The sequence below is a fragment of the Micromonospora polyrhachis genome (genome assembly GCF_014203835.1).
Lineage (GTDB): Bacteria > Actinomycetota > Actinomycetes > Mycobacteriales > Micromonosporaceae > Micromonospora_H > Micromonospora_H polyrhachis.
Window position 1 is genome coordinate 1,662,798 of the sequence record NZ_JACHJW010000001.1, and the last position, 25,731, is coordinate 1,688,528.

Annotated in this window: 28 protein-coding genes; 11 read left to right on the top strand and 17 right to left on the bottom strand. The window is 70.4% G+C overall.

Annotation, left to right across the window (positions count from 1 at the left end):
* Nucleotides 1–98: 98 nt before the first annotated feature.
* The 10 genes from ligA to FHR38_RS06810 form a co-directional block, all read right to left on the bottom strand.
* The gene (gene ligA / locus FHR38_RS06765) at nucleotides 99–2,228 is read right to left on the bottom strand and encodes an NAD-dependent DNA ligase LigA (protein WP_184533781.1); all 2,130 of its coding nucleotides are present in this window, start codon (nucleotides 2,226–2,228) and stop codon (nucleotides 99–101) included.
* Nucleotides 2,229–2,346: 118 nt separating this feature from the next.
* On the bottom strand, nucleotides 2,347–3,378 hold the full coding sequence (locus FHR38_RS06770; protein ID WP_184539326.1) for an ADP-ribosylglycohydrolase family protein: 1,032 nt from the start codon (nucleotides 3,376–3,378) through the stop codon (nucleotides 2,347–2,349).
* A 100-nt stretch (nucleotides 3,379–3,478) separates the two neighbouring features.
* Nucleotides 3,479–3,838, bottom strand: a complete 360-nt coding sequence (locus FHR38_RS06775; protein WP_184533783.1) for a VOC family protein — start codon at nucleotides 3,836–3,838, stop codon at nucleotides 3,479–3,481.
* A gap of 30 nt (nucleotides 3,839–3,868) precedes the next feature.
* Complete coding sequence (locus tag FHR38_RS06780; protein ID WP_312882525.1) at nucleotides 3,869–4,828, bottom strand: methionine synthase; 960 nt, start codon at nucleotides 4,826–4,828, stop codon at nucleotides 3,869–3,871.
* Between the two features lie 124 nt (nucleotides 4,829–4,952).
* Nucleotides 4,953–6,026, bottom strand: coding sequence for a tRNA 2-thiouridine(34) synthase MnmA (gene mnmA / locus FHR38_RS06785; RefSeq protein ID WP_184533785.1), 1,074 nt, complete (start codon nucleotides 6,024–6,026; stop codon nucleotides 4,953–4,955).
* 54 nt (nucleotides 6,027–6,080) lie between these two features.
* Nucleotides 6,081–7,259 (bottom strand): cysteine desulfurase family protein, encoded by a 1,179-nt coding sequence (locus FHR38_RS06790; RefSeq protein WP_184533787.1) that lies wholly within the window; start codon nucleotides 7,257–7,259, stop codon nucleotides 6,081–6,083.
* A gap of 120 nt (nucleotides 7,260–7,379) precedes the next feature.
* Nucleotides 7,380–8,339, bottom strand: coding sequence for an electron transfer flavoprotein subunit alpha/FixB family protein (locus FHR38_RS06795; protein WP_184533789.1), 960 nt, complete (start codon nucleotides 8,337–8,339; stop codon nucleotides 7,380–7,382).
* A 12-nt stretch (nucleotides 8,340–8,351) separates the two neighbouring features.
* The gene (locus FHR38_RS06800; RefSeq protein ID WP_184539330.1) at nucleotides 8,352–9,131 is read right to left on the bottom strand and encodes an electron transfer flavoprotein subunit beta/FixA family protein; all 780 of its coding nucleotides are present in this window, start codon (nucleotides 9,129–9,131) and stop codon (nucleotides 8,352–8,354) included.
* A gap of 357 nt (nucleotides 9,132–9,488) precedes the next feature.
* Nucleotides 9,489–9,896, bottom strand: a complete 408-nt coding sequence (locus FHR38_RS06805; RefSeq protein WP_184533791.1) for a hypothetical protein — start codon at nucleotides 9,894–9,896, stop codon at nucleotides 9,489–9,491.
* 1 nt (nucleotide 9,897) lies between these two features.
* Nucleotides 9,898–10,701, bottom strand: a complete 804-nt coding sequence (locus FHR38_RS06810; protein ID WP_184533794.1) for a GNAT family N-acetyltransferase — start codon at nucleotides 10,699–10,701, stop codon at nucleotides 9,898–9,900.
* Between the two features lie 41 nt (nucleotides 10,702–10,742).
* Between FHR38_RS06810 and FHR38_RS06815 the strand changes: the two genes are divergently transcribed.
* From FHR38_RS06815 to FHR38_RS06830, 4 genes are all read left to right on the top strand, one after another.
* On the top strand, nucleotides 10,743–11,135 hold the full coding sequence (locus tag FHR38_RS06815) for a YidH family protein (RefSeq protein ID WP_184533807.1): 393 nt from the start codon (nucleotides 10,743–10,745) through the stop codon (nucleotides 11,133–11,135).
* Nucleotides 11,132–11,560 (top strand): DUF202 domain-containing protein, encoded by a 429-nt coding sequence (locus FHR38_RS06820; protein ID WP_246446341.1) that lies wholly within the window; start codon nucleotides 11,132–11,134, stop codon nucleotides 11,558–11,560. Before FHR38_RS06815 ends, FHR38_RS06820 begins: the two co-directional genes overlap by 4 nt.
* A 97-nt stretch (nucleotides 11,561–11,657) precedes the next feature.
* The gene (locus tag FHR38_RS06825; RefSeq protein ID WP_184533808.1) at nucleotides 11,658–12,086 is read left to right on the top strand and encodes a PLD nuclease N-terminal domain-containing protein; all 429 of its coding nucleotides are present in this window, start codon (nucleotides 11,658–11,660) and stop codon (nucleotides 12,084–12,086) included.
* Between the two features lie 157 nt (nucleotides 12,087–12,243).
* Nucleotides 12,244–13,863 (top strand): DUF2339 domain-containing protein, encoded by a 1,620-nt coding sequence (locus FHR38_RS06830; RefSeq protein WP_184533809.1) that lies wholly within the window; start codon nucleotides 12,244–12,246, stop codon nucleotides 13,861–13,863.
* Here FHR38_RS06830 and FHR38_RS06835 read toward each other — a convergent pair.
* Together FHR38_RS06835 and FHR38_RS06840 are read right to left on the bottom strand one after the other, a co-directional pair.
* Nucleotides 13,836–15,482, bottom strand: a complete 1,647-nt coding sequence (locus tag FHR38_RS06835) for an acetolactate synthase (RefSeq protein ID WP_184533810.1) — start codon at nucleotides 15,480–15,482, stop codon at nucleotides 13,836–13,838. The two genes, FHR38_RS06830 and FHR38_RS06835, sit on opposite strands and share 28 nt — an antisense overlap.
* Before the next feature lie 124 nt (nucleotides 15,483–15,606).
* Entirely contained in the window at nucleotides 15,607–16,380 is a 774-nt protein-coding gene (locus tag FHR38_RS06840; RefSeq protein ID WP_184533811.1) for an enoyl-CoA hydratase/isomerase family protein, read from the bottom strand.
* A gap of 88 nt (nucleotides 16,381–16,468) precedes the next feature.
* On the opposite strand from FHR38_RS06840, the gene FHR38_RS06845 reads away from it, so the two are divergent.
* Together FHR38_RS06845 and FHR38_RS06850 are read left to right on the top strand one after the other, a co-directional pair.
* Nucleotides 16,469–16,945: a DUF6232 family protein gene (locus tag FHR38_RS06845; protein ID WP_184533812.1), complete on the top strand. Its 477-nt coding sequence runs from the start codon at nucleotides 16,469–16,471 to the stop codon at nucleotides 16,943–16,945.
* Nucleotides 16,942–17,916 carry a DUF1152 domain-containing protein gene (locus tag FHR38_RS06850; protein ID WP_312881910.1) on the top strand — a complete coding sequence of 325 codons (975 nt, stop codon included), beginning with the start codon at nucleotides 16,942–16,944 and terminating at the stop codon, nucleotides 17,914–17,916. The genes FHR38_RS06845 and FHR38_RS06850 overlap by 4 nt, the downstream gene beginning before the upstream one ends.
* A gap of 118 nt (nucleotides 17,917–18,034) precedes the next feature.
* Here FHR38_RS06850 and FHR38_RS06855 read toward each other — a convergent pair whose 3' ends face one another.
* Both FHR38_RS06855 and FHR38_RS06860 read right to left on the bottom strand, forming a co-directional pair.
* Nucleotides 18,035–20,086: a PrsW family intramembrane metalloprotease gene (locus FHR38_RS06855; protein ID WP_184533814.1), complete on the bottom strand. Its 2,052-nt coding sequence runs from the start codon at nucleotides 20,084–20,086 to the stop codon at nucleotides 18,035–18,037.
* On the bottom strand, nucleotides 20,083–20,640 hold the full coding sequence (locus tag FHR38_RS06860; protein WP_184533816.1) for a hypothetical protein: 558 nt from the start codon (nucleotides 20,638–20,640) through the stop codon (nucleotides 20,083–20,085). Before FHR38_RS06860 ends, FHR38_RS06855 begins: the two co-directional genes overlap by 4 nt.
* Nucleotides 20,641–20,769: 129 nt before the next feature.
* Here FHR38_RS06860 and FHR38_RS06865 point away from each other — a divergent pair, with 129 nt between their 5' ends.
* Nucleotides 20,770–21,249 carry a DUF6232 family protein gene (locus FHR38_RS06865; RefSeq protein WP_184533818.1) on the top strand — a complete coding sequence of 160 codons (480 nt, stop codon included), beginning with the start codon at nucleotides 20,770–20,772 and terminating at the stop codon, nucleotides 21,247–21,249.
* Nucleotides 21,250–21,303: 54 nt separating this feature from the next.
* Here FHR38_RS06865 and FHR38_RS06870 read toward each other — a convergent pair whose 3' ends face one another.
* Genes FHR38_RS06870 through FHR38_RS06880 form a run of 3 tightly spaced genes read right to left on the bottom strand, consistent with a single transcriptional unit; the run spans nucleotide 21,304 to nucleotide 22,801 of the window.
* Nucleotides 21,304–21,792: an OsmC family protein gene (locus FHR38_RS06870; RefSeq protein WP_184533820.1), complete on the bottom strand. Its 489-nt coding sequence runs from the start codon at nucleotides 21,790–21,792 to the stop codon at nucleotides 21,304–21,306.
* Between the two features lie 29 nt (nucleotides 21,793–21,821).
* Nucleotides 21,822–22,010, bottom strand: a complete 189-nt coding sequence (locus tag FHR38_RS06875; protein ID WP_184533823.1) for a DUF397 domain-containing protein — start codon at nucleotides 22,008–22,010, stop codon at nucleotides 21,822–21,824.
* Nucleotides 22,001–22,801 (bottom strand): helix-turn-helix domain-containing protein, encoded by an 801-nt coding sequence (locus tag FHR38_RS06880; protein ID WP_184533825.1) that lies wholly within the window; start codon nucleotides 22,799–22,801, stop codon nucleotides 22,001–22,003. The genes FHR38_RS06875 and FHR38_RS06880 overlap by 10 nt, the downstream gene beginning before the upstream one ends.
* A 315-nt stretch (nucleotides 22,802–23,116) precedes the next feature.
* Between FHR38_RS06880 and FHR38_RS06885 the strand changes: the two genes are divergently transcribed.
* The 4 genes from FHR38_RS06885 to FHR38_RS06900 all read left to right on the top strand — a co-directional run bounded on the left by FHR38_RS06885 (nucleotide 23,117) and on the right by FHR38_RS06900 (nucleotide 25,672).
* A complete protein-coding gene (locus FHR38_RS06885; RefSeq protein ID WP_184533827.1) occupies nucleotides 23,117–23,389 on the top strand; it encodes a hypothetical protein in 273 nt (90 codons plus the stop codon).
* 221 nt (nucleotides 23,390–23,610) lie between these two features.
* Complete coding sequence (locus FHR38_RS32005) at nucleotides 23,611–24,561, top strand: hypothetical protein (RefSeq protein WP_184533828.1); 951 nt, start codon at nucleotides 23,611–23,613, stop codon at nucleotides 24,559–24,561.
* Complete coding sequence (locus tag FHR38_RS06895) at nucleotides 24,558–25,409, top strand: FG-GAP repeat domain-containing protein (protein ID WP_184533830.1); 852 nt, start codon at nucleotides 24,558–24,560, stop codon at nucleotides 25,407–25,409. The genes FHR38_RS32005 and FHR38_RS06895 overlap by 4 nt, the downstream gene beginning before the upstream one ends.
* 77 nt (nucleotides 25,410–25,486) lie before the next feature.
* Nucleotides 25,487–25,672: a DUF1737 domain-containing protein gene (locus tag FHR38_RS06900; RefSeq protein WP_312881912.1), complete on the top strand. Its 186-nt coding sequence runs from the start codon at nucleotides 25,487–25,489 to the stop codon at nucleotides 25,670–25,672.
* The last annotated feature ends 59 nt before the right edge of the window (nucleotides 25,673–25,731 follow it).

The window sequence follows — 25,731 nt, forward strand, 5'->3', positions numbered from 1 at the left end:
GGGTGACAGCCACGAAACGGACGCACTCGTAACGAACTTGGAATACGCGGCCCTACGCTGCCAAGATTCACATATACCCAGCGTTAACCATGGGCGCATCACTCGTTACTTTGCGCAACCTTCAGTGCTTCCTCCGGTCCCTGGGTCAATAGGACACGGAAACCGTCCTCGTCGAGCACCGGCACCTTGAGCGAGAACGCCTTCTCCGCCTTGGACCCGGGGTTGTCCCCCACGACGACGAAACCTGTCTTCTTCGACACCGAACCGCTGACCTTGCCGCCCAACGACTGGACCGCCTCCGCCGCCTGGTCCCGAGAGAATCCGGTGAGCGTACCGGTCACCACCACCGTGAACCCGGCCAGCGGGCGCGGCCCCTCGTCGGTGCGCTCCTCGGCCATCCGTACGCCGGCCTCGGCCCACTTTCGCACCACCTCGCGGTGCCAGTCCACCGCGAACCACTCCCGCAGGCTCACCGCGATCGTCGGCCCGACCCCCTCGACAGAGGAGAGTTCCTCCTCGCTGGCCGCCTCGATCGCCGGAATGGAACCGAAGTGCCGGGCCAGTGCCTGGGCGGCGGTCGGACCGACGTGCCGGATGGACAACGCGACCAGCACCCGCCACAGTGGCCGCTGCTTGACCTCGGTGAGGTTGTCGAGCAGCTTGGCCGCGTTGGTGCCCAGGGTCCCGTCCTTGTTGACGAAGAACGGCGCCTTCGTCAACTTCTCGGCGTCCAGAAAGAACAGGTCACCCTCGTCGGTGATCGTCTGCGAGTCGAGCAGCGCCGCCGACCCCTTCTCGCCCAGCACCTCGATGTCCAACGCGCCCCGGCCAGCCAGGTGGATCACCCGCTGCCGCAGTTGGGCCGGGCAGGTACGGGTGTTGGGGCACCGGATGTCGATGTCGCCCTCCTTGGCCGGGGCCAGTGGCGAACCACAGTCCGGGCAGTGGGTCGGCATCACGAACGGGCGGGCGTCGACCGGCCGCAACTCCATCACCGGGCCGAGCACCTCGGGGATCACGTCACCGGCCTTGCGCAGCACCACCGTGTCGCCGATCAGCACCCCCTTACGCTCCACCTCTCGGGCGTTGTGCAGAGTCGCCTGGGCGACGGTGGAGCCGGCCACCCGGACCGGTTCGAGCACGGCGTACGGGGTGACCCGACCGGTGCGGCCCACGTTGACGGCGATGTCGAGCAGCTTGGTGGTGACCTCCTCCGGCGGATACTTGAAGGCGATCGCCCAGCGGGGGGCCCGGCTGGTCGAGCCGAGCCGCCCCTGGATGGCGACCGGGTCCACCTTCACCACCACACCGTCGATCTCGTGCTCGACGTCGTGCCGGTGCGCGTTGTAGTAGTCGATGTAGTCGCGGACGCCGGCCAGGTCCGGCACCACCCGCCACCGGTCGCTGGTCGGCAGGCCCCACGCCTTCAGCGCCGCGTACGCCTCGGACTGGGTCACCGGCTGGAACCCCTTGCGGGCCCCGACCCCGTGCACCACCAGGCGCAACGGCCGGGAGGCGGTGATCCGGGGATCCTTCTGCCGCAGGCTGCCGGCCGCAGCGTTACGCGGATTGGCGAACGGGGCCTTGCCCTGCTCGACCAGGCTGGCGTTCAGGTCGGCGAAGGCCGCCACCGGGAAGTAGATCTCGCCGCGCACCTCCAACAGCTCCGGGATCGGCTCGGTGCCCTCGGTCAACCGCTCCGGCACGTCCCGGATGCTGCGCACGTTGGGGGTGACGTCCTCCCCGGTCCGGCCGTCTCCCCGGGTCGCGGCCCGGACCAGGCGGCCGTTCTCGTAGGTGAGGTTGATTGCCAGACCGTCGACCTTCGGCTCGCAGAGGTAGGGCACCTCCCCCCCGGCGTCCCGCTCGACCCGTTCCGCCCACGCCGCCAACTCCGCGTCGTCGAAGGCGTTGTCCAGCGACATCATCCGCTCGGCGTGCGCCACCGGCGTGAACTGCGTCGAGAAGGTGCCGCCGACCCGTTGGGTGGGCGAGTCGGGGGTACGCAGCGCCGGGAACTCCTCCTCCAGCGCCTCCAGCTCACGCAGCAGCACGTCGAACTCGGCGTCGGCGACGGTCGGTGCGTCCAGCACGTAGTAGCGGTACTGGTGTTCGGTGATGTCCGTGCTCAGAATGGTGTGCCGCTCCCGCGCCTCGGCGGTTGGCTCGGCTCCTGCCGCAGCCTCCTGCTCGGCGCTGACCTGCTGCGGAATGACTTCTTCGGACACCGGCGACCTCCGTGATCACGCTTCTACGGAACGGTAACCGGACCGTACGACAACTGTTGCCCCGCCCCACCCCACCTGCGCGAACGCCACCTCAACGTCGACGCGTGCGCGGCCGGTCTCAGTCCCAGGCCGCGCCGAGGGTGGTGAGCTGATCGGCGTACTCGACCTGGTCCGACCAGCGGGTCGGCCAGGCGGACATCCCACGCTCCGCGCCGAGGAACGCCCCGGCCAACGCGGCGATGGAGTCCGAGTCACCGGCGGTGGTGGCCGCCCGCCCCAGCGCCGCCACCGGGTCGTCGCGGTGCCACAGCGCGCTGAGCAACGCCGTGGCCAGCGCCTCCTCGGCGATCCAGCCCGCCCCAGTACGCAGGCACGGGTCGCCCCCGTCATCGGGTGCCGCGAGCGCCGCGTCGAGCCGGTCGAGTACGGCCAGGCACTCGTCCCAGCCCCGCGCGATGAACTCCACCGGGTCGGTGACGCCCGGCCGCTGCCACAGGTCGCCCAACCAGTCACCCCGGTAGACGCTGCGCTGCCCGGAAGCGCGCTGCCGCAACAGGGCCGGCACCTCGGTCAGGCTCGCACCGTCCCGCAGCACGCGCACGGCGTACGCGGTCAGTTCGCTGGCTGCCAGCCCGGTCGGGTGACCGTGGGTCAACCCGGCCTGGAGCTGCGCGACCCCGGCCAGGGTGTCCAGGTCGTAGCCGGGCACCAACCCGACCGGGGTGACCCGCATGTTGGCCCCGCACCCCTTCGAGCCGGCGACGGTCGCCTCCTGCCACCGCGTGCCCCGGGCCAGCTCCCCACACGCCCGCAGACACGTCATGCCCGGTGCCCGGTTGTTGTCCGGGCTGGCCGCCCAGGCCAGGAACCGGTCCCGCAGCAACGGTTCCAGGATCTCCGGGGTGGCGGCGCTCGCCTGATGCAGTGCCCAGGCGACCGCCAGCCCCATCTGGGTGTCGTCGGTGACCAGGGCCGGCTGGCCGGTCAGCTCGCGCGGACCGTCGGGACCGTAGCGCCGCCGGATCTCGGCGACGGTGAGGAACTCGGTCGGCTTGCCCAACGCGTCACCGTAGGCCAACCCGAACAACGATCCCGAGGCACGCTGCTCCACTGGGACTCCACCAACCGGTCGGGCGGGCTGCTCGATCATGATCGCCATGATCGCAGATCCCCGCCAGCCGATCCGCCCACATGAAACGCCGTTGGCCGGGGGGGGCCAGACACCCCGGATAACGCCGTTGGCCGCCGGGTCAGACGCCCCAGAGTAGGCAGAACGGGTGGCCCACCGGGTCGGCATAGACGCGGAAGCCGTCGCCCTCGCCGGGCAGCCGCTTCGCCCCCAGCGCGAGCACCTTGGCCTCAGCCGCCTCGACGTCGTCCACCAAGACGTCGAGATGGAGCTGCTGGGGGCGTTCCGGATCGGGCCAGCGAGGTTCGCGCAGCCCGGGGGCCTGCTGGAAGGCGAGCCGGGCTTCGCCTTCCCCGCCGCCGATCACCACCCACCCGCCGTCGTCGGAGGTCACCGGCAACCCGAGCAACTCGCTGTAGAAGTCGGCCAGGGCGCGTGGCTCCGGACAGTCCAGCACAACTGTGCGTAGTTTTCCTATCATGTCCGGCCTCTTGCCCGGCCGGACTGGTGGCTAATCCTCGTACAGTCGGCGGCCGGCATCCCGACACGCGGTGAGCACCGCGCGGACGTACTCGGGGCTGGCCCCGGCCAGCCCGCAGGCGGGCGTGACCACCACCTGCTCGGCGAGCTGGCGGATCGGGAAGCCGAGGCGGTGCCAGAGTTGGCGTACCCGGTCGGCGACCTGCGCCGAGGTCGGCGGGCGACCGCTCGACGGCGGTGACGTGGGCGCGGCCCCGACCAGCAGGCCGAGGCCGGCGTCGATGGCCTCGCCGAGCGGGTCGAGCTGCTTGACCCGGTCCAGGTCGAAAGCGACCCCTACCGCGCCCGCGGTACGGATCAACTCCAGCGGTACGTCCGGCGCGCAGCAGTGCACCACCACCGGTGTGTCCACCGCCTCGATCACCGTTGCCAGCATGGCGCGGGCGGTGCCCGGCTCGACCGCCCGGTAGACGCTGAAGCCGCTCTCGGTGGGAATCTGCCCGGCCAGTACCGCCGGCAGCGACGGCTCGTCGAGTTGCAGCAGTACGCGCGCCCGGGGCAGCCGCCGCCGCACGTCGGCGACGTGGGTCCGCAGCCCCTCGGCCAGCGACTCGGTCAGGTCCCGTACCGCCCCGGCGTCACGCAACATCCGCCCGCCGATGGGCAGGTCCAGGTTGGCGGCCAGGGTGAATGGGCCAGCCGCCTGCACCTTGATCGGGCCGGCGTACTCCTCGGCCTGCTCGGTGAGCTGGTCCAGGTCCCGTTCCATCAGGTCGTGGGCCCGACGCAGGTCCCGTCCGGGGCGGCCGGCGATGCGCCACCGGGCCGCGTACAGCTCGACCGGCAGGTCCACCAGCAGGCTGGCACCCCGCCCGACCAGGTCCGCCCCCGGCCCTCGGGCCGGCAGTTCGGGCAGGTGTGGCAGGGCCGGCAGCTCGCCGAGGACGATCCGCTGCGCCTCGGCGACGTCCGTGCCGGGCAGGGACCCGATCCCGGTCGCCGCCCCGGCCGGCCACGGCCAGCCGCCAACGGTCTGCTGCTCCTCGGCCGGGCGCTGCTCGCGACTCTGCTCGTGCGCTGTTCCGGGCACCGGTTGTTGCTCCACGGGCGGAAGGTTAACCGGTGATGGTGGCCGAGCCGAGCACCACGTCGCCGGCCGGGTCGGGGCGGTACGCCACGATCGCCTGACCGGCGGCGACGCCGCGCATCGGCCGGTGCAGGTCGGCGTGGAGCGTGCCGTCGTCGACGCGTACGGTCGCCGGTACGACGTTGCCGTGTGCCCGGAGCTGCACCTCGCAGTCGACCGGGCCGGTGGGGGTCGGGCCGCCGGTCCAGACCGGCCGCTGTGCCCGGACGGTGGAGACCTCCAGCGCCTCGGCCGGGCCCACGGTCACCGTGTTGGTCTTCGGGGTGATCGACAGCACGTAGCGCGGCTTGCCGTCGGCGGCCGGTACGCCCAGCGCCAGCCCCTTGCGCTGGCCTACCGTGTAGGCGTACGCCCCGGAGTGTGAGCCGAGCACGGCACCCGTGCTGGCCTCGACGATGTCGCCGGGGGCCTCGCCCAGCCGCTCGGCGAGGAACCGGCGGGTGTCGCCGTCGGCGATGAAGCAGATGTCGTGCGAGTCGGGCTTGTCGGCCACGGCCAGCCCGCGCTCGGCCGCCTCGGCGCGTACCTGCTCCTTGGTGGAGTCGCCGAGCGGGAACATCGACCGGTCGAGCTGCTCACGGGTGAGCACCGCCAGGACGTACGACTGGTCCTTGGCCAGGTCGACGCTGCGGCGCAGCAGGCCGTCGGGGCCGAGTCGGGCGTGGTGGCCGGTGACGACCGCGTCGAAGCCCAGGGCGACGGCCCGGTCCAGGACCGCCGCGAACTTGATCTTCTCGTTGCAGCGCAGGCACGGATTCGGGGTACGGCCCGCCGCGTACTCGGCGACGAAGTCGTCCACCACGTCCTCGTGGAACCGGTCGGCCATGTCCCAGACGTAGAACGGGATGCCGATCACATCCGCCGCCCGACGCGCGTCCCGGGAGTCTTCCAGCGTGCAGCAGCCCCGGGCCCCGGTCCGGTAGGTCTGTGGGTTACGGGCCAACGCCAGATGCACACCGGTCACGTCGTACCCGGCTGCCACCGCTCGTGCGGCGGCCACCGCCGAGTCGACCCCGCCGGACATGGCTGCCAGAACCCTCACCGGTTCACCTCCCCCATCCCGTCGAGGGTAGCCGCCCGGCCCGGCGGCACCGGGTCAGCCCCGAGCCGACTTGATCACACCGGCCCGGCGGGCCCGCTCGACCACCCCGGGCAGCGCCGCGACCAGGGCCTCCACCTCGTCGGCGGTCGAGTTGTGGCCGAGGGCGAAGCGCAGCGACGACCGGGCCCGGTCGTCGTCGGCTCCCATGGCCAGCAGTACGTGCGAGGGCTGGGCCACCCCGGCCGAACAGGCCGACCCGGTCGAACAGGCGATGCCCTGGGCGTCGAGCAACAGCAGCAGGGCGTCCCCCTCGCAACCGGGGAAGGAGAAGTGCGCGTTGCCCGGCAGCCGGTGCACGGGGTCACCGTTGTAGATCGCCTCGGGCACGGTCTGCCGTACCCGGGTCACCAGGTCGTCGCGGAGCGCGGCGACGCGGGCCGCGTACTCCTGTTGGGTCTTGACCGCCTTCTCGACGGCGACGGCGAAGGCGGCGATGCCGGCCGCGTCCAGCGTGCCGGAGCGGACGTCCCGCTCCTGGCCCCCGCCGTGCAGCACCGGCGTGCAGGCCACGTCCCGACCGAGCAGCAGCGCGCCCACGCCGACCGGGCCGCCGAGCTTGTGCCCGGTGACGGTGAGGGCGGCCACTCCGCTGGCCGCGAAGTCGACCGGCACCTGGCCGACCGCCTGCACGGCGTCGGTGTGGAACGGGACGCCCCGTTCGGCGGCCACAGCGGCCAGCTCGGCCACCGGCTGGACCGTGCCCACCTCGTTGTTGGCCCACATGACGGTCACCAGGGTCACCTGGTCACCGTGTTCGTCGAGCACCGAGCGCAGCTCGTCCGGGCTGAGCCGCCCGGCCGCATCGACGGGGAGCCAGCTTGCCGAGGCGCCTTCGTGCCGTTGCAGCCACTGCGCCGAGTCGAGTACGGCGTGGTGCTCGATCGCGCTGGCCACCAGCCGGGTCCGGGCCGGGTCGGCCGCGCGTCGCGCCCAGAAGATGCCCTTGACCGCGAGGTTGTCGCTCTCCGTACCGCCCCCGGTGAAGATCACTTCGGACGGGCGGGCACCGAGCGCGGCGGCCACCCGTTCCCGGGACTCCTCGACCCGGCGACGCGCCAGCCGGCCGGAGGCGTGCAGGGAGGAGGCGTTGCCGACCTCGCGGGCGGTGGCGACGTACGCCGCCAATGCCTCGTCGAGCATCGGGGTGGTCGCCGCATGATCCAGGTATGCCATCGCACCCCAGCCTATCCGCCGCTGCTCAGATGGAAAGGGTGGCCATCCGAGGTCGGATGGCCACCCTTTCCGCCGTGGGCGCGACGGCAGGAGAAGCCGTGCGGATCGCGGGCGATGAGGCTACTTGCGCTTGCGGATCTCGTCCGCCGCCTGCGGTACGACCTTGTGCAGGTCGCCCACCACACCGAAGTCGGCCAGTTCGAAGATCGGGGCCTCGCCGTCCTTGTTGACCGCGACGATCGTCTTCGACGTCTGCATGCCGGCCCGGTGCTGGATGGCGCCGGAGATGCCGAGTGCGATGTAGAGCTGCGGCGAGACGGTCTTACCGGTCTGCCCCACCTGGAACTGGTGCGGGTAGAAGCCGGAGTCGACGGCCGCCCGGGACGCGCCGACCGCGCCGCCGAGCAGGTCGGCCAGCTCCTCGACCAGCTTGAAGTTGTCGGCGTTGCCGACACCGCGGCCACCGGAGACGACCACCGACGCCTCGGTGAGCTCGGGGCGGGAGCCCTTCTGCTCGGCGACCCGGTCGACGACCTTGGCCAGCTTGTCGGCGTCGCCGAGTTGGACGTCGAGCTGCTCGACGGCCGGGGTGGCCGGGGCGGGTGCCGGGGTGACCGAGTTGGGGCGCAGGGTCACCAGCGGCAGGCCCCGGGTGACCTTGGACTTGACGACCGTCGAGCCGGCGAAGGCGACCTGGGTGGCGGTGCCGTCGGCGGCCAGGCCCACCACGTCGGTGAGGATGCCGTTGTCCAACTTGACGGCGAGCCGGGCGGCGATCTCCTTGCCCTCCTGGGTGGAGGCGAGCAGCACGGCGGCCGGCTGCACCCGCTTGACCAGCTCGGCCAGGACGGTGGCCTTGGGGGCGACCAGGTGGCCGTTGATCTCCTCGCTCTCGGCGGCGTAGATCTTCTCCGCGCCGTACTCGCCGAGCTTGTCGCTCAGGGCGGCGACCGCGCCGGGACCGCCGAGCACCACCGCGGCCGGGGTGCCCAGGTCTCGGGCCAGGGTGAGCAGTTCGAGCGTGACCTTCTTGACGCCGAAGGCGCTGGTGGCTTCGACGACTACGAGTACCTCAGCCATGACTCAGACTCCTCACACGAACTTCTCGGTGGCGAGGAACTCGACCAGCTGCACGCCGCCGGAGCCCTCGTCGGTGATCTTCTCGCCGCCGGAGCGGGGCGGGCGCTTGGCGTGCTCGACGACCGCGCTGGTCGCGCCGTCGAAGCCCACCTCGGTCGGGGCGACGCCCAGGTCGGCCAGGGAGAGGGTCTGCACCGGCTTCTTCTTGGCCGCCATGATGCCCTTGAAGGACGGGTAGCGCGGCTCGTTGATGGTGTCCCAGACCGAGACCACGGCGGGGGCGGTGGCGGTGACGACCTCGTAGCCCTCTTCGGTCTGCCGCTCGATGGTCAGCGTCGAGCCGTCCACGGTCAGCTTGCGGGCACCGGTCAGCGCGGCGATACCAAGGCGCTCGGCGAGCATGTGCGGCATGGCCTGGACCCGACCGTCGGTGGACTCGGAGCCGCAGAGCACCAGGTCCGCGCCGAGGGTACGCAGCGCGGCGGCGAGCACCTTGGAGGTGGCCACGGCGCAGGAGCCGTGCAGGGCGTCGTCCACGATGTGTACGGCCTTGTCCGGCCCCATCGACAGCGCCTTGCGGATCGACTCGGTGGCCTTGTCCGGCCCCATGGTCAGGACGGTGACCTCGCCACCGTGCGCTTCCTTGATCTTCAACGCCTCTTCGATGGCGTATTCGTCCATCTCGTTGATGACGTTGCTCGCCGAGCCGCGGTCGACGGTGTTGTCGTCACTACGCAGGTTGCGGTCCGCGCCCGAATCGGGCACCTGCTTGACGAGTACGACGATGTTCATCGCGATTCGACGACCCTCCTGTTGGTGTTGCCTTCCCACGCCCTGTTCTGGGGCGCAGCCTCCCGCGTTGCCGGACTTTCGGTCAACCGTGAGCGCTGTGGAGTTGCCCACGACGCAATGTTACCTGCGAGTAGCATAGCGCCCCGGCGAGCCCTCAGTGACACATCTCACCCCCGGCCGATACCGGCGGGTAGAGTCCCGAAATCAGGAGGTGTCGTGAAATGTCAGGGCAATCCGCACCACGCGGGTCCCATTCCATCGTGGGTTGTGCACCGGATCCGGAGCAGGGCCATCGATGTCGCTGCGGCCGACTCCGCCACCACTGCGTACGGGATGCCGTACGCGGAATCTGGCGGGTCAGCCCGAGAGCCCCAGCGCCGACCGGATCTTCACGATCATCGCTGCCTCGGCCTCGGTGATCCCGGCAGACACCTGCCCGACCTGCTCGACGGCCGCCACCACCGTGGTCCGATACCGGTCGGCCTCCGCCGGAACCTTCGCTTCGAGGATCTGCACCGCCTGCCGCAACGCCGGCAGCACCTCCCGCTCCACGTCGGCCGGCGAGTCGCTGGCCAACCGAGGCAGGCCGCCGCTGGTCAGCACCTCCCGGATCAGACCGGTCGAGTCCGCGAAGGCACCAGAGGCGGCGAAGCTCTCCTTGATCAGGTCGAGCACCCCGGGGTCGGCGTTGGACACCAGGAAGACGGCACCGAACGCGGCGGTCTTGACGACCTGCCTCTCCTCATCCGTCAGCTGTTGATCCACATCATGGAGTGTAGACGTACGGGGTGGTCGTCGTGATCGTGACGAACCCAAGCCGGTGCAGAATCGGCCGGCTGTCGTCGGAGGCGTCGACCTGCAACAGCGTGAAGCCCCGGGTGTCAGCCAATCGGGCCCGGTGGGTAACCAGCGCCCGGTAGATCCCCCGGCCCCGCCACTCGGGCCGGGTCGCCCCGCCCCAGAGGGAGGCGAATCGGGTGCCGGCCTGGTAGCGCACCCAACCGGCACACACCACCCGCCCGGTCTCGACCTCCTCGGCCACCACCACGGTCAGCCGGTCGACCCCGGCGGCCAACTCCTTCTCCAACATGTCGGCCACCCGAAGCCGCTGCTCACCCCAGACCGCCGACTCCAGCTCCGCGATCCGGTCCAGGTCCGCACGAGCGGTCACCTCACGCAGCCGTACGCCCTCGGGCGGCACCGGCAGCACGGCCGCCAGCGGCGCGACCGGGCCCACCACCACGGCCTCCCGTGCCTGCGGCTCGAACCCGGCGGCCCGCAACCGGTCGCCCAGATCGGCCGGCTCATCGTGCTCGACCAGCTTCCACTCGACCGGCTCGCCCCGACGGGCGAAGATCTCCCGCTGCCGGACGATCAGCTCGTCCAGCTCGGCCCCGGACAGCCCGCCAAGATCCCGATAGGTGAGGAAGCCGCCTGAACTCTGACCGAGGACCCGCACCAGCGGACCGTCCCGCTCGACAGTGACACCGGCCGGCATGGGATCCGGAATCTCGGGTCGCAGTTGGTGGTCATAAGCGGCACGAAGTGCGGAAACGTCGAGATCGGTCACCTGCTCAGGTTACGGCGGCGATCAACCGGATATTCGGTGTCGTGCTCCAGGCGATCAGACAGTGGTTCGACACCCGGGAGGTACGCCAGGTCGGCACCGCCCCGGACTACCGGTTCTCGCTGGCCAACGAGCGGACCTTCCTCGCCTGGCTGCGTACCGGGCTGGCCCTGATCGCCGGTGGTCTCGGCGTTGCCCAGTTCCTCCCCCCGCTGCCGGTGGCACACGGACGCGAGGCGATCGCCGTGGTCCTGCTCCTGCTCGGGGCGGCAGTCGCGGTCGGAGCGGTGGACCGCTGGACCCGTAACGAGCGGGCCATGCGACTCGGCCAGGAGCTACCGCCCGCGCGGCTGCCCGCCGTACTGGCGATCCTGGTCAGTCTGGGCGCGCTGCTGCTGGTGGTCATGGTGCTGCTGCCGTCGCGGGGTGGCCGGTGAGCCGGCCTCCCGGACCACCACCGCAGGACCCCGAGTCGCAGACGGCACCGCAGGACCCCGAGCCCGGAGCACCACCGCAGGACCCCGAGTCGCAGACAGCACCGGAGAACGCCAAACCCGGCCTGTTCGCGGAACGCACCCGGCTGGCCTGGCTCCGGAGCAACCTGGCGATCATCGTCGTGACCCTGCTCCTCGTCCGACTGGCCCTGATCAAAGGGCTCTTCGAACAGCCGCGAGCGGCTCGGTCGATCACCGGTGTCACGCTCGCCGGCTGCCTCGCCCTCACCCTGATCACCCTGCCCTGGGTCACCGGCCGGGCCCGGCGACACACCGACGGCGGCGGAGCCGTGCTGCCACTGGTAGCCCTGATCGCCGTCGGTCTCGCCATGCTCGGGGTGCTGTTCATCCTCGTTGGAGAAGCCTGATCATTCTTGTCGGACAGACCTGATCGATTTCGGCGGAGTGGGCTGGTAATCGCTGCCGGATTGCGCTGGCCTTCGGCCCATGGGCCATCATTGTCGAATGGCCCGCCTGTACGTCCTCCTCTTCATCGTGCAGATCATCCTCGCGGTCTGCGCTCTGATCAGCTGCCTCTCCACCGAGGAAGGGAAGATCCGCGCCCTACCCCGGCTCGTCTGGGTGCTGATCATCCTGTTCTTCCCGCTGGTCGGCTCGATCGCCTGGTTCCTCGCCGGTCGGCCGGCACCAGCCGGCAAGCCGGGTAGCGGTTGGCGTCCGGGCGAGGGCCCGTCAGAACGGGAACGTCCGCGTCAGGTGGCCCCGGACGACGACCCCGAGTTCCTCCGTTCCCTCGACACCGAACGCGCCAAGCAGGACCGGGAGATGTTCGACCGCTGGGAGGCGGATCTGCGCCGTCGCGAGGAGGAACTGCGCCGCCGCGACGCCGACGAGCCACCCCGGGACGACTCCTCCCCCACCGGCAACGGATAGCCGCCGGCGAACGGCCCGAATCACCGACGGGACACGGGTAATGGACTACGATCCCCGTAACTATCGATCGTCTCGCCTATCCGGCTGAGCCATCTCCCATTACCCGGCCCAGTCCGCCGGCTGATTCTGGTCAGTTTCGAACGGGACAGTGATGCACTTGCCCAGCGGCACCGATTCCATCCCCCCACACCACGTCGAAACCACCACCGACGTACGACCCGACGGCCCGGCCACCGCGAAACCGCGACCCATCGGAAACCGGTCACCGCGACAGATCACGTACCGGCTGCCGCGACCGTCGCGACTCGGGCTGGTCACCTTCGGTCTCAGCCAAGCCGTACTGCTGTTCTGGTGGTTGGCCTATCATCCGGCCCTGTTCACCCCGGATTCGATCAACTACATCGCCCAGTCCACCACCGGCAACTGGAACACCCACCACCCGATCGCGTACACCGCCCTGGTCTGGCTGTCGCTTCAGCTCACCGGCGGCGTGGCCGCCCTCACCCTGGCACACACCATCGCCCTGGCCGCCGGCCTGGCATACGCGGTAACCGGGCTACGCCGGCTCGGCGGGCCGGGATGGCTCTGGCCGCCGGTCGCGGTCGCCATCGTCGCCCTGCCCCCCGTCGGCTCCTTCGTGATGTGCCTGTGGAAGGACGTCCCGTTCGTCATCTGCCACGTGTTCCTGGTCGGCACCCTGGCCAGACTGGTCGCCCATCGCAGGAGGGGGGCTGACGGGCCGGCATTCCCCCGGGTGCTGCTCGTCGCGGTCTTCGCCGAACTGGCGTTGATCTGCCTGTTCCGGCAGAACGGCTTCATCGTCGCGGCCATCACCGTCGTGCTCTGCGTACTGCTGCTACGCGGAACCACCCTCCGGATGATCGCCGTCGGCGGGTCGGCGATCGCCGTCGCGTTGCTGACCAACTGGATGCTGCTGCCCGCACTCGGCGTCAGCAAGAGCGAATCCATCGTCGCCTACGAGGCGTTCTTCTCCGACATCGCCGTCGCCTACGGAACGGACCCGGCCGCCTTCCCGGCGGCCGACACGGCAGTGATGGCGAAGGTCGCCCCGCTGACCCACTGGCGGGAGTCCGGCGACTGCCTCGTGGTCGACAGCACCGTCTACCACCCGGACTTCGACCGCCTGGCCGCCAACGAGCACAAAAGTGAACTGCTGACGGTCTGGTGGGACCTGACCCGCCGTTCCCCGGGCACCGTCGTCGACGCCCGGATCTGCCGCGGTGCCATCGCGTGGCGTCCCGACTCCACCGGTTGGGTGGTCCACAACCCGATCTCCGGCTGGGGAATACAGTCCTATCTCGACCGGGATCCGCTGATCCAGCAGAGCCCGTTCCGCGACGCGGTCGTCAGTCGACCGGTGAGCCACCGGGCCTACAACCTGGCGGTCGCCCTCAACCGGCGCACCACCGAGCCGGAATGGTTGTTCTGGCGCGGTGCCACCTGGAGCTACCTCGCGTACGCCGCCGTCGGGCTGGCCGCCTGGCGACGCCGGGACCGTCGACTACTCGCCCTGGCCAGCGTCATCGTCGGCAACCAGATCTCCGTGCTGATCGTGAACGGTACGCAGGCGAGCCGGTACATGGCCGCCCCGTTCGTCGTCGGCATCCTGTTGGCCCCGCTGCTGGTCGCCCGCCCCGGCACCGAACCGGCGGCCAGGACGGGCGGCCAGCCGGATCAGACCGGAACGGGCGACCAGCCGGATCAGGCCAGGGCGAGCATCGAGCAGGATCAGGCCAGGTTGGACGAGCGGGGGTAGGCGTCGGTCGGGTCGGTGAGCACGTTGACCAGGTACGGCACACCGGCGTCGAACGCCCGCTTCAGCGCCGGACCGAGGTCGGCGGCCTTCGCCACTGTCTCCCCCGCCCCGCCGAGCGCGGTCACCACGTCGTCGTAACGCAGCCCGGGTTGCAGGTCGGCGGCCACGTCGTAGCCGTACATGGCCTGCATCGGGTGCTTCTCCAGACCCCAGATGCCGTTGTTGCCGACGACGATGACCACCGGCAGCTTCTGCCGTACCAGGGACTCGACGTCCATCAGTGAGAAGCCGGCGGCCCCGTCACCCATCAGCACGCACACCTGACGGTCCGGGTGGGTGATCCGGGCCCCCATCGCGTAGCCCATGCCGGTGCCGAGGCAGCCGTACGGGCCCGGGTCGAGCCAGGTGCCGGGCAGCGCCGGCTCCAGGTAACGACCGGCGTACGACACGAAGTCACCGCCGTCGCCGATGGTGATCGCGTCGCGGTCCAACACCTGGCGCAGCTCGCCGTAGATCCGGGCCGGGCGGATCGGGTCGCTGTCGGCGGCCATCTCGCCGGCGTGTTTCGCCTTGGCCGCGTCCTCGGCCACCCGCAACTCGGCGATCCAGTCGGTGTGGTCGGTCCGGTCACCGGGGTGATCGGCCAGGGCGGACAGGATCAGCCGCAGGTCACCGACGGGCGCGGCGGCCGGTGCGACGTGTCCGGCCCGCTGTTCGGGGGCGTCCACGATGTGTACGACCTGCGCGTCACCGAAGTCGCCGAAGCTGAGCCGGAAGTCCAGCGGGGTGCCGACCACCACGATCACGTCGGCGCCCTTGAGCGCGGTCCGGCGGGACTTGGCAAAGGCCAGCGGGTGCTCCGGGGGCAGCGCGCCCCGGCCCATACCGTTGGTGAAGACCGGCACGCCCAGCGCCTCGGCCGCCGCCCGCAACGCGGTGACGGCGTCCCCGGCGTAGACGTCGGAGCCGGCGACGATGACCGGCCGCTGCGCGGCGGCGATCAGGCGGGCCGCCTTGGCGACCTCCTCGGGGTCCGGCTCGATCGGCGCGATCACCGGCACGGCGGGCAGGTCGACGTCGGCGGTCGAGAAGACCACCTCCAGGGGCAGGTCCAGGAAGGCCGGGCCCCGGTGCGGGCGCAGCGCGGCGGTCAACGCAGTGTTGATCGCGGCCGGGACGTCCTCGGTGGCGAAGACGGTGGCCGCGTGCTTGGTGACCGGCGCGACCAGCGGCACGTGGTCGATCTCCTGGAGGCTGCCCGAGCCCCACCGGAAGGCCGGTGCCCGGCCCCCGAGCACCAGCACCGGTGAGGCGTTGAAGTAGGCGCTGGTCAGGCCGGAGATGCCGTTGGTGACGCCGGGTCCGGCGGTGAGTACCGCCAGACCCGGGCGGCGCTGGAGTTTGGCGACCGCCTCGGCGGCGAAGACGGCCGACTGCTCGTGCCGGACGTCGACGATCCGCATCACCGGCTGGCCGTCGGCGGCGTCGCCAGCCCGGTGCGCGGCATCGTAGAGCGGGAAGACGTGACCGCCGGAGAGGGTGAACATCTCGCGCACCCCGTACCCCCGTAGGGCCGCCAGCACCAGATCACCGCCGTTGCCTTCGATCCGCTCCGTCATCGTCGCTCCTGTCGATCGGCGTGGGTTGGCCTCGGCCTTGATCAGCCGCGAATGGCCTCGATCGGCCGCATGTTACCGGCCAGTCGGGGACGGTAAGAAGGGCACAACGTCCCTGAGTTCGCGGTCAGCGACCAGTGAAACCGGGCTTACGCTTCTCGACGAACGCAGCCATGCCCTCGCGCCGGTCGTCGGTGGCGAAGAGCGCCGCGAAGAGCTGACTCTCCCAGGCCAGCCCGGAGGCGAGATCCATCTCCAGGCCGCCGTCGACCGCCAGCTTCGCCGCACGCAGCGCCTGGGCCGGGCCCGAGACGTACGGCTTGACCAGCGCCACCGCCGCGTCGTAGACCTCAGCCGCCGGCACCACCCGGTCGACCAGCCCGATCCGCAGCGCCTCCGGCGCGTCCACCATCCGCCCGGACATGATCAGGTCCTTGGCGCGGGCCGGACCGACCAGGCGGGCCAGCCGCTGCGTACCACCAGCGCCGGGGATGATGCCCAGCTTGATCTCGGGCTGGCCGAGTTTGGCGTCCTCGGCGACCACCCGCCAGTCACAGGCCAGCGCCAACTCACAGCCCCCACCGAGGGCGTATCCGGTGATCGCGGCGACCACCGGCTTGGGAATCCGGGCGAAGGCACCCAGCGCGCTGGACAGGTCAGCTGACCGTTCGGCCATATCCACGTACGACATCTCGGCCATTTCCTTGATGTCGGCACCGGCCGCGAAGACCTTCTCCCCGCCGTACACGATGACCGCCCGGACCTGGGGGTCGGCGGTGGCCTGCGCCGCCGCGTCCCGCAGTTCCTCCTGCACCTGGGTGTTGAGCGCGTTCATCGGCGGCCGGTCCAACCGGATCGTGCCGATGCCGTCGTTGATCTCCAGTCGGACGAAGTCCCCCACGCTGCACCTCCACGTTGAAGTCGCGAGCCAGCGTACGTCCCCGGCTCGTTGGGTAGGTTGTCCGGTAGCGGAACGATCGGGGCCGGAAATGATCACTTACTACGACGACCTCGGCATACAGGTCACCTCCGACGCCATCCGGGTAGGTGGGCGAAGCTATCCCTTGCGCGGCCTCGCCCGGGTGTGGCACCAGCGGGGTCGACGCTCGTGGCGGGCGTTGGCCGGTCGAGGTGCCATCGGCGCGGCACTGATCGGGCCGATCGTGGCCGCCGTCATCGGCCTGGTCGTCGCGCTCCGGATCGACGCCTCCCTGGCCGTCACGATCCTCCTGGTCGGCATCGCCTGCCTGGTCGGCCTGGCCGCCGGGCCGATCGCCGACCTCCTGCTCGAACACCTGGACCGGTCCTACGCCCGAGGTGCACACGACCTGGAGATCTGGGCCGAATTCCAGGGCCGCCCGGTGCTGCTCGTGCACACCCGCGACGCGCTGCGGTTCGGCCAGATCTACCGGGCCCTGCAACGGGCGGTAGAAAGCGGCCAGCCCGTCCACGGTTCCCGTACGTGATCCCACCGGGCACCCCGCCGTCCCTGGCGACGCCACCGCTCTTCGCGGCGCTGAGCGAGGCACGCAGCGTCCTGCTCGCCGGTGCCGGCGGCGGCTTCGACGTCTACGCCGGTCTGCCGCTGGCGCTGACACTGCTGGAGGCCGGCAAGCAGGTGCACCTGGCCAACCTGTCGTTCACCCAACTGGAACTGCTCGACCTGGACAGTTGGCTCGCCGAGGACGTGGCGGCCGTGGAGCCGGACACCGCCGGGCCGGACGACTACTTCCCGGAGCGGATCCTCGCCCGCTGGCTGGCCGCACACGATCTCCCGGCCACCGTCCACGCCTTCCCCCTGACCGGTGTGCAGCCGCTGCGGGCCGCCTACCGCGCCCTGGTCAAGCACCTCGACATCGACGCGCTCGTGTTGGTCGACGGCGGAACCGACATCCTGCTACGTGGCGACGAGACCGGACTGGGGACGCCCGAGGAGGACATGACCAGCCTGGCCGCGACAGCCGGGCTGGACCTGCCGACCAAGCTGGTCACCTGCCTCGGCTTCGGCATCGACTCGTATCACGGGGTCAACCACGTCCAGGTGCTGGAGAACATCGCCGCCCTCGACCGCGAAGGGGCATACTTCGGCGCGCTCTCCATCCCCAGCCAGAGCCGCGCGGCGGTGCTGTACCGGGACGCGGCGGCGGACGCGCAGGCGGCCACCCCGTTACGGCCGAGCATCGTCAACGGCCAGATCGCGGCGGCGACCCGGGGCGAGTGCGGCGACTACCAGTTCACCAGTCGCACCCGGGGCAGCACGCTCTTCGTCAACCCGCTGATGGCGATCTACTTCACCGTCGACCTGGCCGCGTTGGCCCGACGGTCGCTCTATCTCGACCGGTTGGAGCACACCGTCGGGATGCGCCAGGTCAGCCTCCGGATCGAACAGTTCCGCGAGGAGATCTCCCCTCGGGCACCCCGGGTCTTCCCGCACTGAGCTGTGGCCGAGCGCTCCGCTGGTTCCACGTGCTGGTTCCACGTGCTGGTTCCGCGTGCTGGCTCCGCGTGCTGGCTCCGCGTGCTGGCTCCGGCGCGCATCAGGTCGCCCCGGGTGCTCAGATCTCGCCGGGGAAGAGCAGCAGCATCACCCAACTGGTCAGCCAGAGATAGCCGCTGAAGACAACAGCGGCCACGGCCCAGGGCAGCCGGGGTGGTAGCGGCCGCTGCCGCCGCCACGCCAGCACCGCCGGCACACCCATCACCAGTACGCCGAGCAGCGCCGCCGCCCAGTGCACCACACCGAGCACGGCCAGCCCATAGCCGCTGGCGAGCAGCCAGGCCGGTGCCGGTGCCGGCGTAGCGGGGGAAGCAGGTGGATTCTCCGAACCGGTCAGTCGCGCCACCTCGGCGCGCGCGGCGGCCAGTTCGACCCGAGCGGCCTGCACGGGTGTCGGTCGGAGTGCCGGCGGCTGCCAGGTCGGCGGCGCAGGCATGGGATACCCGGCCGTCGGGGTGGGCGTGGGATACCAACTCCCGGGCGGGACGGGCGTGGGATACCCGGGTGGGACGGGCGTGGGATATCCGGGCGGGACGGCAGGCATGGGGTACCAGGCCCCGGGTGCGGGCGGCGGATACTGGCCGGGCACCGGTGGCCACTGCCCGCCGGGCACGGGTTGTGGCCAGTGGCCACCCGGGACCGGCTGCCACTGCCCCGGAGCTACCGGCGCGGGTCCGTACGGGCCCCACTGCCCCGGCACCGGCGGTAGCTGACCTGGCAGGGGTGGCGCTGCCATCGGCGGATACGGCCAGGGGGCAGGCGCGGCCACCTGGCCAGGCACAACGGGGGCACCCTGCACCGGGGCACCCTGGACTGGGAAAGCGGGGGCCGGGACCGCGAGCGGAGCCGGCTGGGCCGGCACAATCGGGGCGAGCATCGGCTGGGCCGGGATGGCCGGGAGGTAGGCGGCCGGGGCGGCCGGCACCGGATCGACGGGGAGCTGCACGAACCGCAACTGTGCCCGGTGTAGACGGCGAACGGCACGTGCGGCGGCAGCACCGTGTGCCCGGCGCACCGCCCGTACGACCCGGAAGCGCCGAAGCGAGGACGCCAGGGTGTACGCCTCCTCCGCCGTCGCCACCCCAGCAGCCGCCGGCTCGGCAGCTGCCGGCTCGGCAGCGTCAGATTCGCCAGGATCGGATTCACTGGATTCGGTAGCGCCGGATGCGGCGGGACCGGCCGGAACGGTGGCCGGAATCGGGTCCACGAAGCGGGTCGGGTCGGCGAGTTCGGCGGTGAGCTGCGCCGCCTCGGTACGCCGGAGCCGGGCCAGCCAGATCCAGCCCAGCAGCGCGGGTACAGCGATGACCAGGAGGAGGCCGCCCAGCGGGGCGAACCCGGGCAGCCGGTCCAGGGCGTTGGTGGCAGCGAAGCCCAGCGGCGCGTTCACGGCGAAGTGGCCCAGCGCCCCCAACCCGAAGCCCAGCCCGAGCATGGCGAACCGTCGGCCCCGGCTTCGGTCGGTACGCAGCGCGAAGTAGGCGATCCCGGCCCCAACCAGGGCACTGAAGAGCGGATGCCCGGCCACACCCGGCACCATGACCCGCAACACCAGCAGGCGAAGCGCCTCGCCGACGTTGTCCGGCAGCGTCTCGTCCGCCGCCGCCCAGGCGTAACTGGCATCCTCCACGATGGTGAAGCCGACGCCGACGATCGCGCCGTACACCGCTCCGCTGAAGACCGTACGCAGGTGCGGGCGGGCGGCCAGGATCAGCAGCGCCACCCCGACACCCTTGATGATCTCCTCGCCGATCGGGGCGACGATCGCCGCGCCCCACTCGGACGCGAACCACGGGCCGAAGACCTTGGCCAGGATGACGTCGGCGAACCAGTTGAATCCGCTGGCGGCCAGGATCGACGCGGTCGCGCCCCAGGCGTACGCCATGAGCACCAGCCACCATGGGCGGCGACCGAGGTGGTCGAGTTGCCGGATCAGCAACAGCGACAACAGGCCGAACACCAGCAGCGGTGGCAGGCTGACCAGCGCGGACAGAGGCGTGAACAGGGCCAGGAAGCCCATCAGCAGAAACGTGCCGAGGGTCCCGATCGCAAGCGTGGCCAGCAGCAGCCAGAACGTCGGGGTACGCAGCGGCGACCATGGCCGAGTCATGCGGCCCCCTCGATCTCGATGCTGGCGAGCGCGTCGCTTACCGACGTGGGCAGGACGGCGCAGTTGGTGACCGGGGTGACCAGGGCGACGACGCCGACCGACCCGGCGGTCAGGATGGCATAGCAGCCGTTGTCGCTGACGGCGTACTCGTCCTCGGCGACCAACGAGCCGCGCTCGCCGGTGACCCCGGAGGTGGTACGCAGCGGTTCGGGCCGTCCGAGCAGTTGCAAGCCCTGGTCCCGCTGGAACTTGTCCCGGGCGTGCGCGGCGTACGGCTCGCCGTCCCCCCGGAACGACTGGGCGCTCAACCGCACCTCCACCCCGTCGACCAGCAACACCACCTCGCCGCTGCCGGGCCGGGAGTCGGTGACATCGAGCCGGGAACCGGCCGGTGGCTGGATGGTGGCGCCGTACCCGATGTCGAGCCGCTCGGTGAGCGGTCGCCCCTCGTTGGGCAACGCGCACGACACCACGCCGGGCACCACGACCAGCACGACCAGGCCGCCCAACAGCAGCAGCCCGTAGAACGCGTTCTTCCACCCCGTTGCGGCCACCCGGGTGCCACCCCTCTTCGACGTACGAAGCCGCCCAGGACGTCGTGGGCGGTCCGTACAGGGTGCCAGGTGCACGCCCGTCGGTCCGCCCCGGGGATCGGGAGGTATTGACAGACACGGTTAGCTGGAATGGTGACCGTCTATTACCGCGACGACTCGGTGCAGATAACCTCCGACACGGTCTGCGCAGGTGGTCACACCATTCCGGTCGCCGAGTTGACCTACGTCTGGCACGCCCGCCGCCGAGGCTCGGTACGCGAGGGCGGCCGACTGGTGGGCCGGGGCGTACTCATCTTCCTGCTGTCGATCCCGCCGCTGCTGGCGGTAATCTGCGTGCTTTCCCTGGCGTACACCGCCCACGACCGGGGCGACTGGCTGGTGCCGGGGGTCATCCTGGCGCTCTGCGTGGTCGGGGCGCTGGCGTTGGCCCCGTTCTTGGAGGTGCCACTGGGCTGGCTGGACCGCTCCTACGACAAGGGCGCGCGGATCCACGAGCTGTGGGTGCAGCGCCGGGGGCAGGAGATCCTGCTGCTGAGTACGTCGGACGCGCTGCGGTTCGGCCAGATCTACCGGGCCGTGCAGCGGGTGGTCGAGCGGCACGACACCTGAGGCGTCGACTTGATTTCGAGTCAGTTGGCGAATCGGATCAGTTGGTGGATCGGGTCAGCGGGTGGACTCGTCGCCGGCGACCAGGATGACCGGCTCGTTGCGTACCGGAAAACTGACCGAGTTGGCGATGAAGCAGATCTCGTGCGCGGCCTCGTGTAGCGCGGTGGCCTTCTCCACCTGATCCACCGACGCGACGGTGACCTTGGGACGCAGCACGACCTCGGTGAAGCTTCCGCCCCCGTCGCCGGTCTCGGTCATCGTGCCGATCGGGCTGTCGACGTACGCGGTCACCACGACGCCGCTGCGCGCGCAAAGACTGAGGTACGACAGCAGGTGGCACTGGGACAGCGAGGCGACGAGCAACTGCTCCGGGTTCCACCGGGTCGGATCACCCCGGAACGCCGGGTCGGCGGTGCCCGGGATCGCGGGCAGTCCCGGGGCGCTGACCTCGTGCTCCCGGCCGTAGGCCCGATAGTTGATCGTGCCGGTGTCCCCGGCCCCGGTCCAGTCCACGGTCAACTCGTAGCTGTGGCTCCTCGACATCAGCTCTCCTTCCTCTGAGTTACGAGCGCTCAGTTGTTCTTGGTCTGCGTGACGAACGCGCGCCAGGCCGCACGCGCGAAGACGAGCGCCGGGCCGGAGGGGTCCTTGCTGTCCCGTACGCCCACCACATCGGGCAGGTTGTCGGCGACCTCCACACAGTTGCCAGAGTTGCCACTGCTCCGGGTGCTCTTGCGCCACTTCGCGCCGGTCAGCTCCATGCCCGCACCGCCTCCCTGATCATCTCGATCGTCTGCCCATGCGACAGCGCCTCCGCCCGAACAGCCTCCCACGTATTGCGCAACGTCAACAGGTCGGCGGGATTCTGCACGAGGTGCCCCTTCAGTTGGTTGTCCAGATAGGCCACGTCGTCCCCCTCGGCGGGGGTGGCGATGGCGAAGGCACCGTTGAGCCCGGGATACGCCCCGACGCTGGCCGGCACGACGTGCAGATGAACGTGGTGTCGGTTGCCGACCTCGACCAGGTGCAGTAGCTGATCCCGCATAACCTCCGGCCCGCCGACCGGTCGGCGCAGCACATACTCGTCGAAGACGGCGACAAGCATCGGCGGCTTCTCCGGGGAGAGCACCGCCTGCCGTTCCATCCGGGCGATGACCTGGGCTTCCATCTCCTCACCGGTAAGCGGGCTCGCCCCGACATGCAGGGCTCGCGCGTACGCCTCGGTCTGCAACAGGCCGGGTACGACCAGCGGCTCGTACGACCGCAGCGCCACCGCCTCACGCTCGATCGCCACCCATTCGCGGAACCACGGCAGCAGCGTGTCGCTGAGCAGCACGTGGTGGATGCGGCCCAGCAGCCCTTCGGTCTTGAGCACCCGGTCACAACGCTCGGTGAAGTCGAGCTTCGGTATCCGCCGGCTCTGCTCGACCATGGCCACCAGCGAGCCGGAATAGCTGATCTCCTCGCCGAGGGCGATCTGGGTCAGACCACGGGCCGTACGCGCCCGGCGAAGCTCACCGGCGAGCAGGTCCAGTAGGGGGCGGTTCGACATCTACACACTCCTACACACGAGCACTGGGTGGGCGTACGTCTTGCCTGGTAGGCGCGTCGCCCCTGCCATAAGTAGTCACCCAATCACAAAAATGAGGGGCAGCGGAACCGCTCGGACCCGCCAGAACGCCGACAGAACTTCCCCTTCGCTCGGCGTTCGCCAAAGGACGGGCGGAACCGCGGGGCCGCCCTGGCCGCCGCCTTCCGGCACGTTCTCCCCGGCAGGGCTCCCCGCGTCAGGGCGGCCCCTTCCAGAGCGTTATGCACAGCCACCCTGACCGATGACCGATGTGCCACGACCGACGAAAGGCAGACCATGACTCCGCACCTGCGCCCCGATCCGCATCGGACGGTACGGCCGCTGTGGATCTGTGGCTTCGACGCCCAACCCTGGCCGTGTGCGCAGACGCGACTCAGCCTGCGTCGACAGTTCCAGGACAACCCGGTGCCGCTGTACGTCCACCTCAGCGGCCTGCTGCACGAGGCGATGACCGACCTCTACACGCTCAACCCGGACACCGCCCCCGAGCCGTACGCGCTCTTCGCCCGGTTTCTCGGCTGGACCCCGTCCCGCCACCACCAGACCTGACCCGCATCACCCCACAACCCGGCCCCGGTACGACTGACGGCAAGCAGTCGTACCAGGGCCGGGTTGGCAGCGATTAAGGATCTTGACGGTCAACATGAAGATCAATAGGATCCGCTATCCACAGTAGTCGACTCGCTACGCGGAGGATCGTCATGCCTATCTCACCTGCCGTACGTTGGGGGCCAACCGCTTCCCGGCGGTGTACGGCCATCGCAGCGATCATGAGCAGTGCACTGCTCACGATCCCCTTCGCAGGGCTACCGGCTTCTGCTGCCACCGCGCAGAACGCAGCGCCGGACGTGCCGGCCCAACTGACCACCTATCCCGCCACCGCCTGCGGCAGTTCCACACATCCCATCCTGTGGTCGGCGAGCATGGCTGACGCCTCGTTCACCGCGCGCCTCTCCGACCCCGACGGCAACAACCTCGCCGCCCACCTGGAGATCCGGCGGGCGTCCGACGGCACCGTGGTCTATGGTCCAGCCGTCTCCGCTTTTGTCCCATCGGGGTCGCCGGTCACCTGGCCGGCCGTGCCGAGCGGAGTCCTAACAGCCGATGGGACCGTCTACTCCTACCGAGCCCGTGCCCAGGACAGTAAAGGCGCGTACGGGCCGTACACCGAGGACTGCTACTTCTCCGTCGACGACATTCGGCCGGGTGCCCCCGGCATCACGTCGACCGACTATCCGGAAGGTGGCACCGGTGTCGACGCCGGCACCGTCGGCCTGGTGACCATCACGCCGGCCACCGGAGACATCGACATCGCCGGCTACCACTACGGCTTCGACGACACCGTCTTACTCTGGGCCCCGGCAGACACCACCGGTACTGCCACCATCCCGATCACTCTCTGGGAGATCCCGATTTCCCCGGATGGGGAGCTTCGGCGAACTTCTGGGTCGCGGCGGTCGACCGGGCCGGCAACCGGCAACTCGGCGGGGCAACCGGACCGCGCACCCTCAACGCCAACGACACCGGCGCAACCGTGGCCGACCGGCGGGGGGATATCAACGGCGATGGTCGGGCGGATGTCGTCGTTCCGTTGGACATGGGCCAGGGTCGGACGGCAGCCTGGACGTACATTTCCTCCGGAACCGGCTTCCACCCACCCACGGTCGGCTGGGACAGCGGTGTCAACGGTGGGCACACCCTCGACCGGATCAAGACGGTGAACGGTGACTTCGACAACGACGGGCGTACCGACACCGCTCTGTTCCGACAGGACCCCGACGGTCAGGTCCGGCTGTTCAACCTGCGGTCCGACACCAACCAGTACCGTGCGAACCAGCGCACGGCCGACGCCGGCACCTGGGCACTGAGCAACGCGCGGGTCGTGGCCGGCGACTTCACCGGTGACGGCATCGACGACGTCGCCGCGATCGTCGACGACCAGGCGGGCGGCTGGACAGCCCACGTCTATCCGTCCACCGGCCGCTTCTTCAGCACTCCGGCCGCCCCCTGGCATGTCCAGGGCAGCGGCACCTACACCTGGGCCAGCTCACACCTGCTCGCGGGTGATTTCACCGGTGACGGCAAGGCCGACCTCGCTGTCGTACAGGAGGGCACGGGCGGTCAGAGCAGCATTCGCGTACATGCCTCCACCGGCAGTGGCTTCACAGCCGGCAGCCAGTGGTGGGACAGCGGCACCGACGCCGACCCCGCCGGCTTCGCGGGCAACTCCGCCAGGTACGTCGTGGGCAACGTGACCGGCAGCGGCGCGGACGACGTCGTCGCCCTCTACCACGACGGTACGAAGTCCTCGGTCAAGGTCCTCACCACAGTCGGCAGCACCTTCGCCAGCCCGGTGACCTGGTGGGACAGTGACACCGGCAGCGCGACTGGCTGGAACTGGGCTGACACCACGCAATTGACGCTCGGCGACTTCGACAACGACGCGGATCTCGACCTCGCCGCGATTGTCGGCACGGGGCAGCCCGGCCAGGCCGAGCTGTGGCGGTTCCCCAACGCCGGCACCAGCTTCGGCCAGGTCATCAAGCAGGGCACCATCGGTACACCCTGACCTGCTGATAGATCTGATGCTCAGGGCACCGTCGGCATTGGTTGGGCTGGCGATGCCCTGGTGGATATCGTCAGGTCGTGACCGATGAGAAGGCTGAACAACGGCTGCGCTACCGCCTGCTGACCGGCCCGGACGACGCGACCTTCTGTCAGCGGGTGAGCCAGGCCCTCGCCGATGGATACCAGTTGTACGGATACCCCGCACTGACCTTCGACGGGGTACGGGTGGTAGCGGCCCAAGCGGTGATCCTGCCCGGGCAATGACCGGTGTCGGCCCCGGTACGACTGACAGTGAGCAGTCGTACCGGGGCCGGACGGGTGCT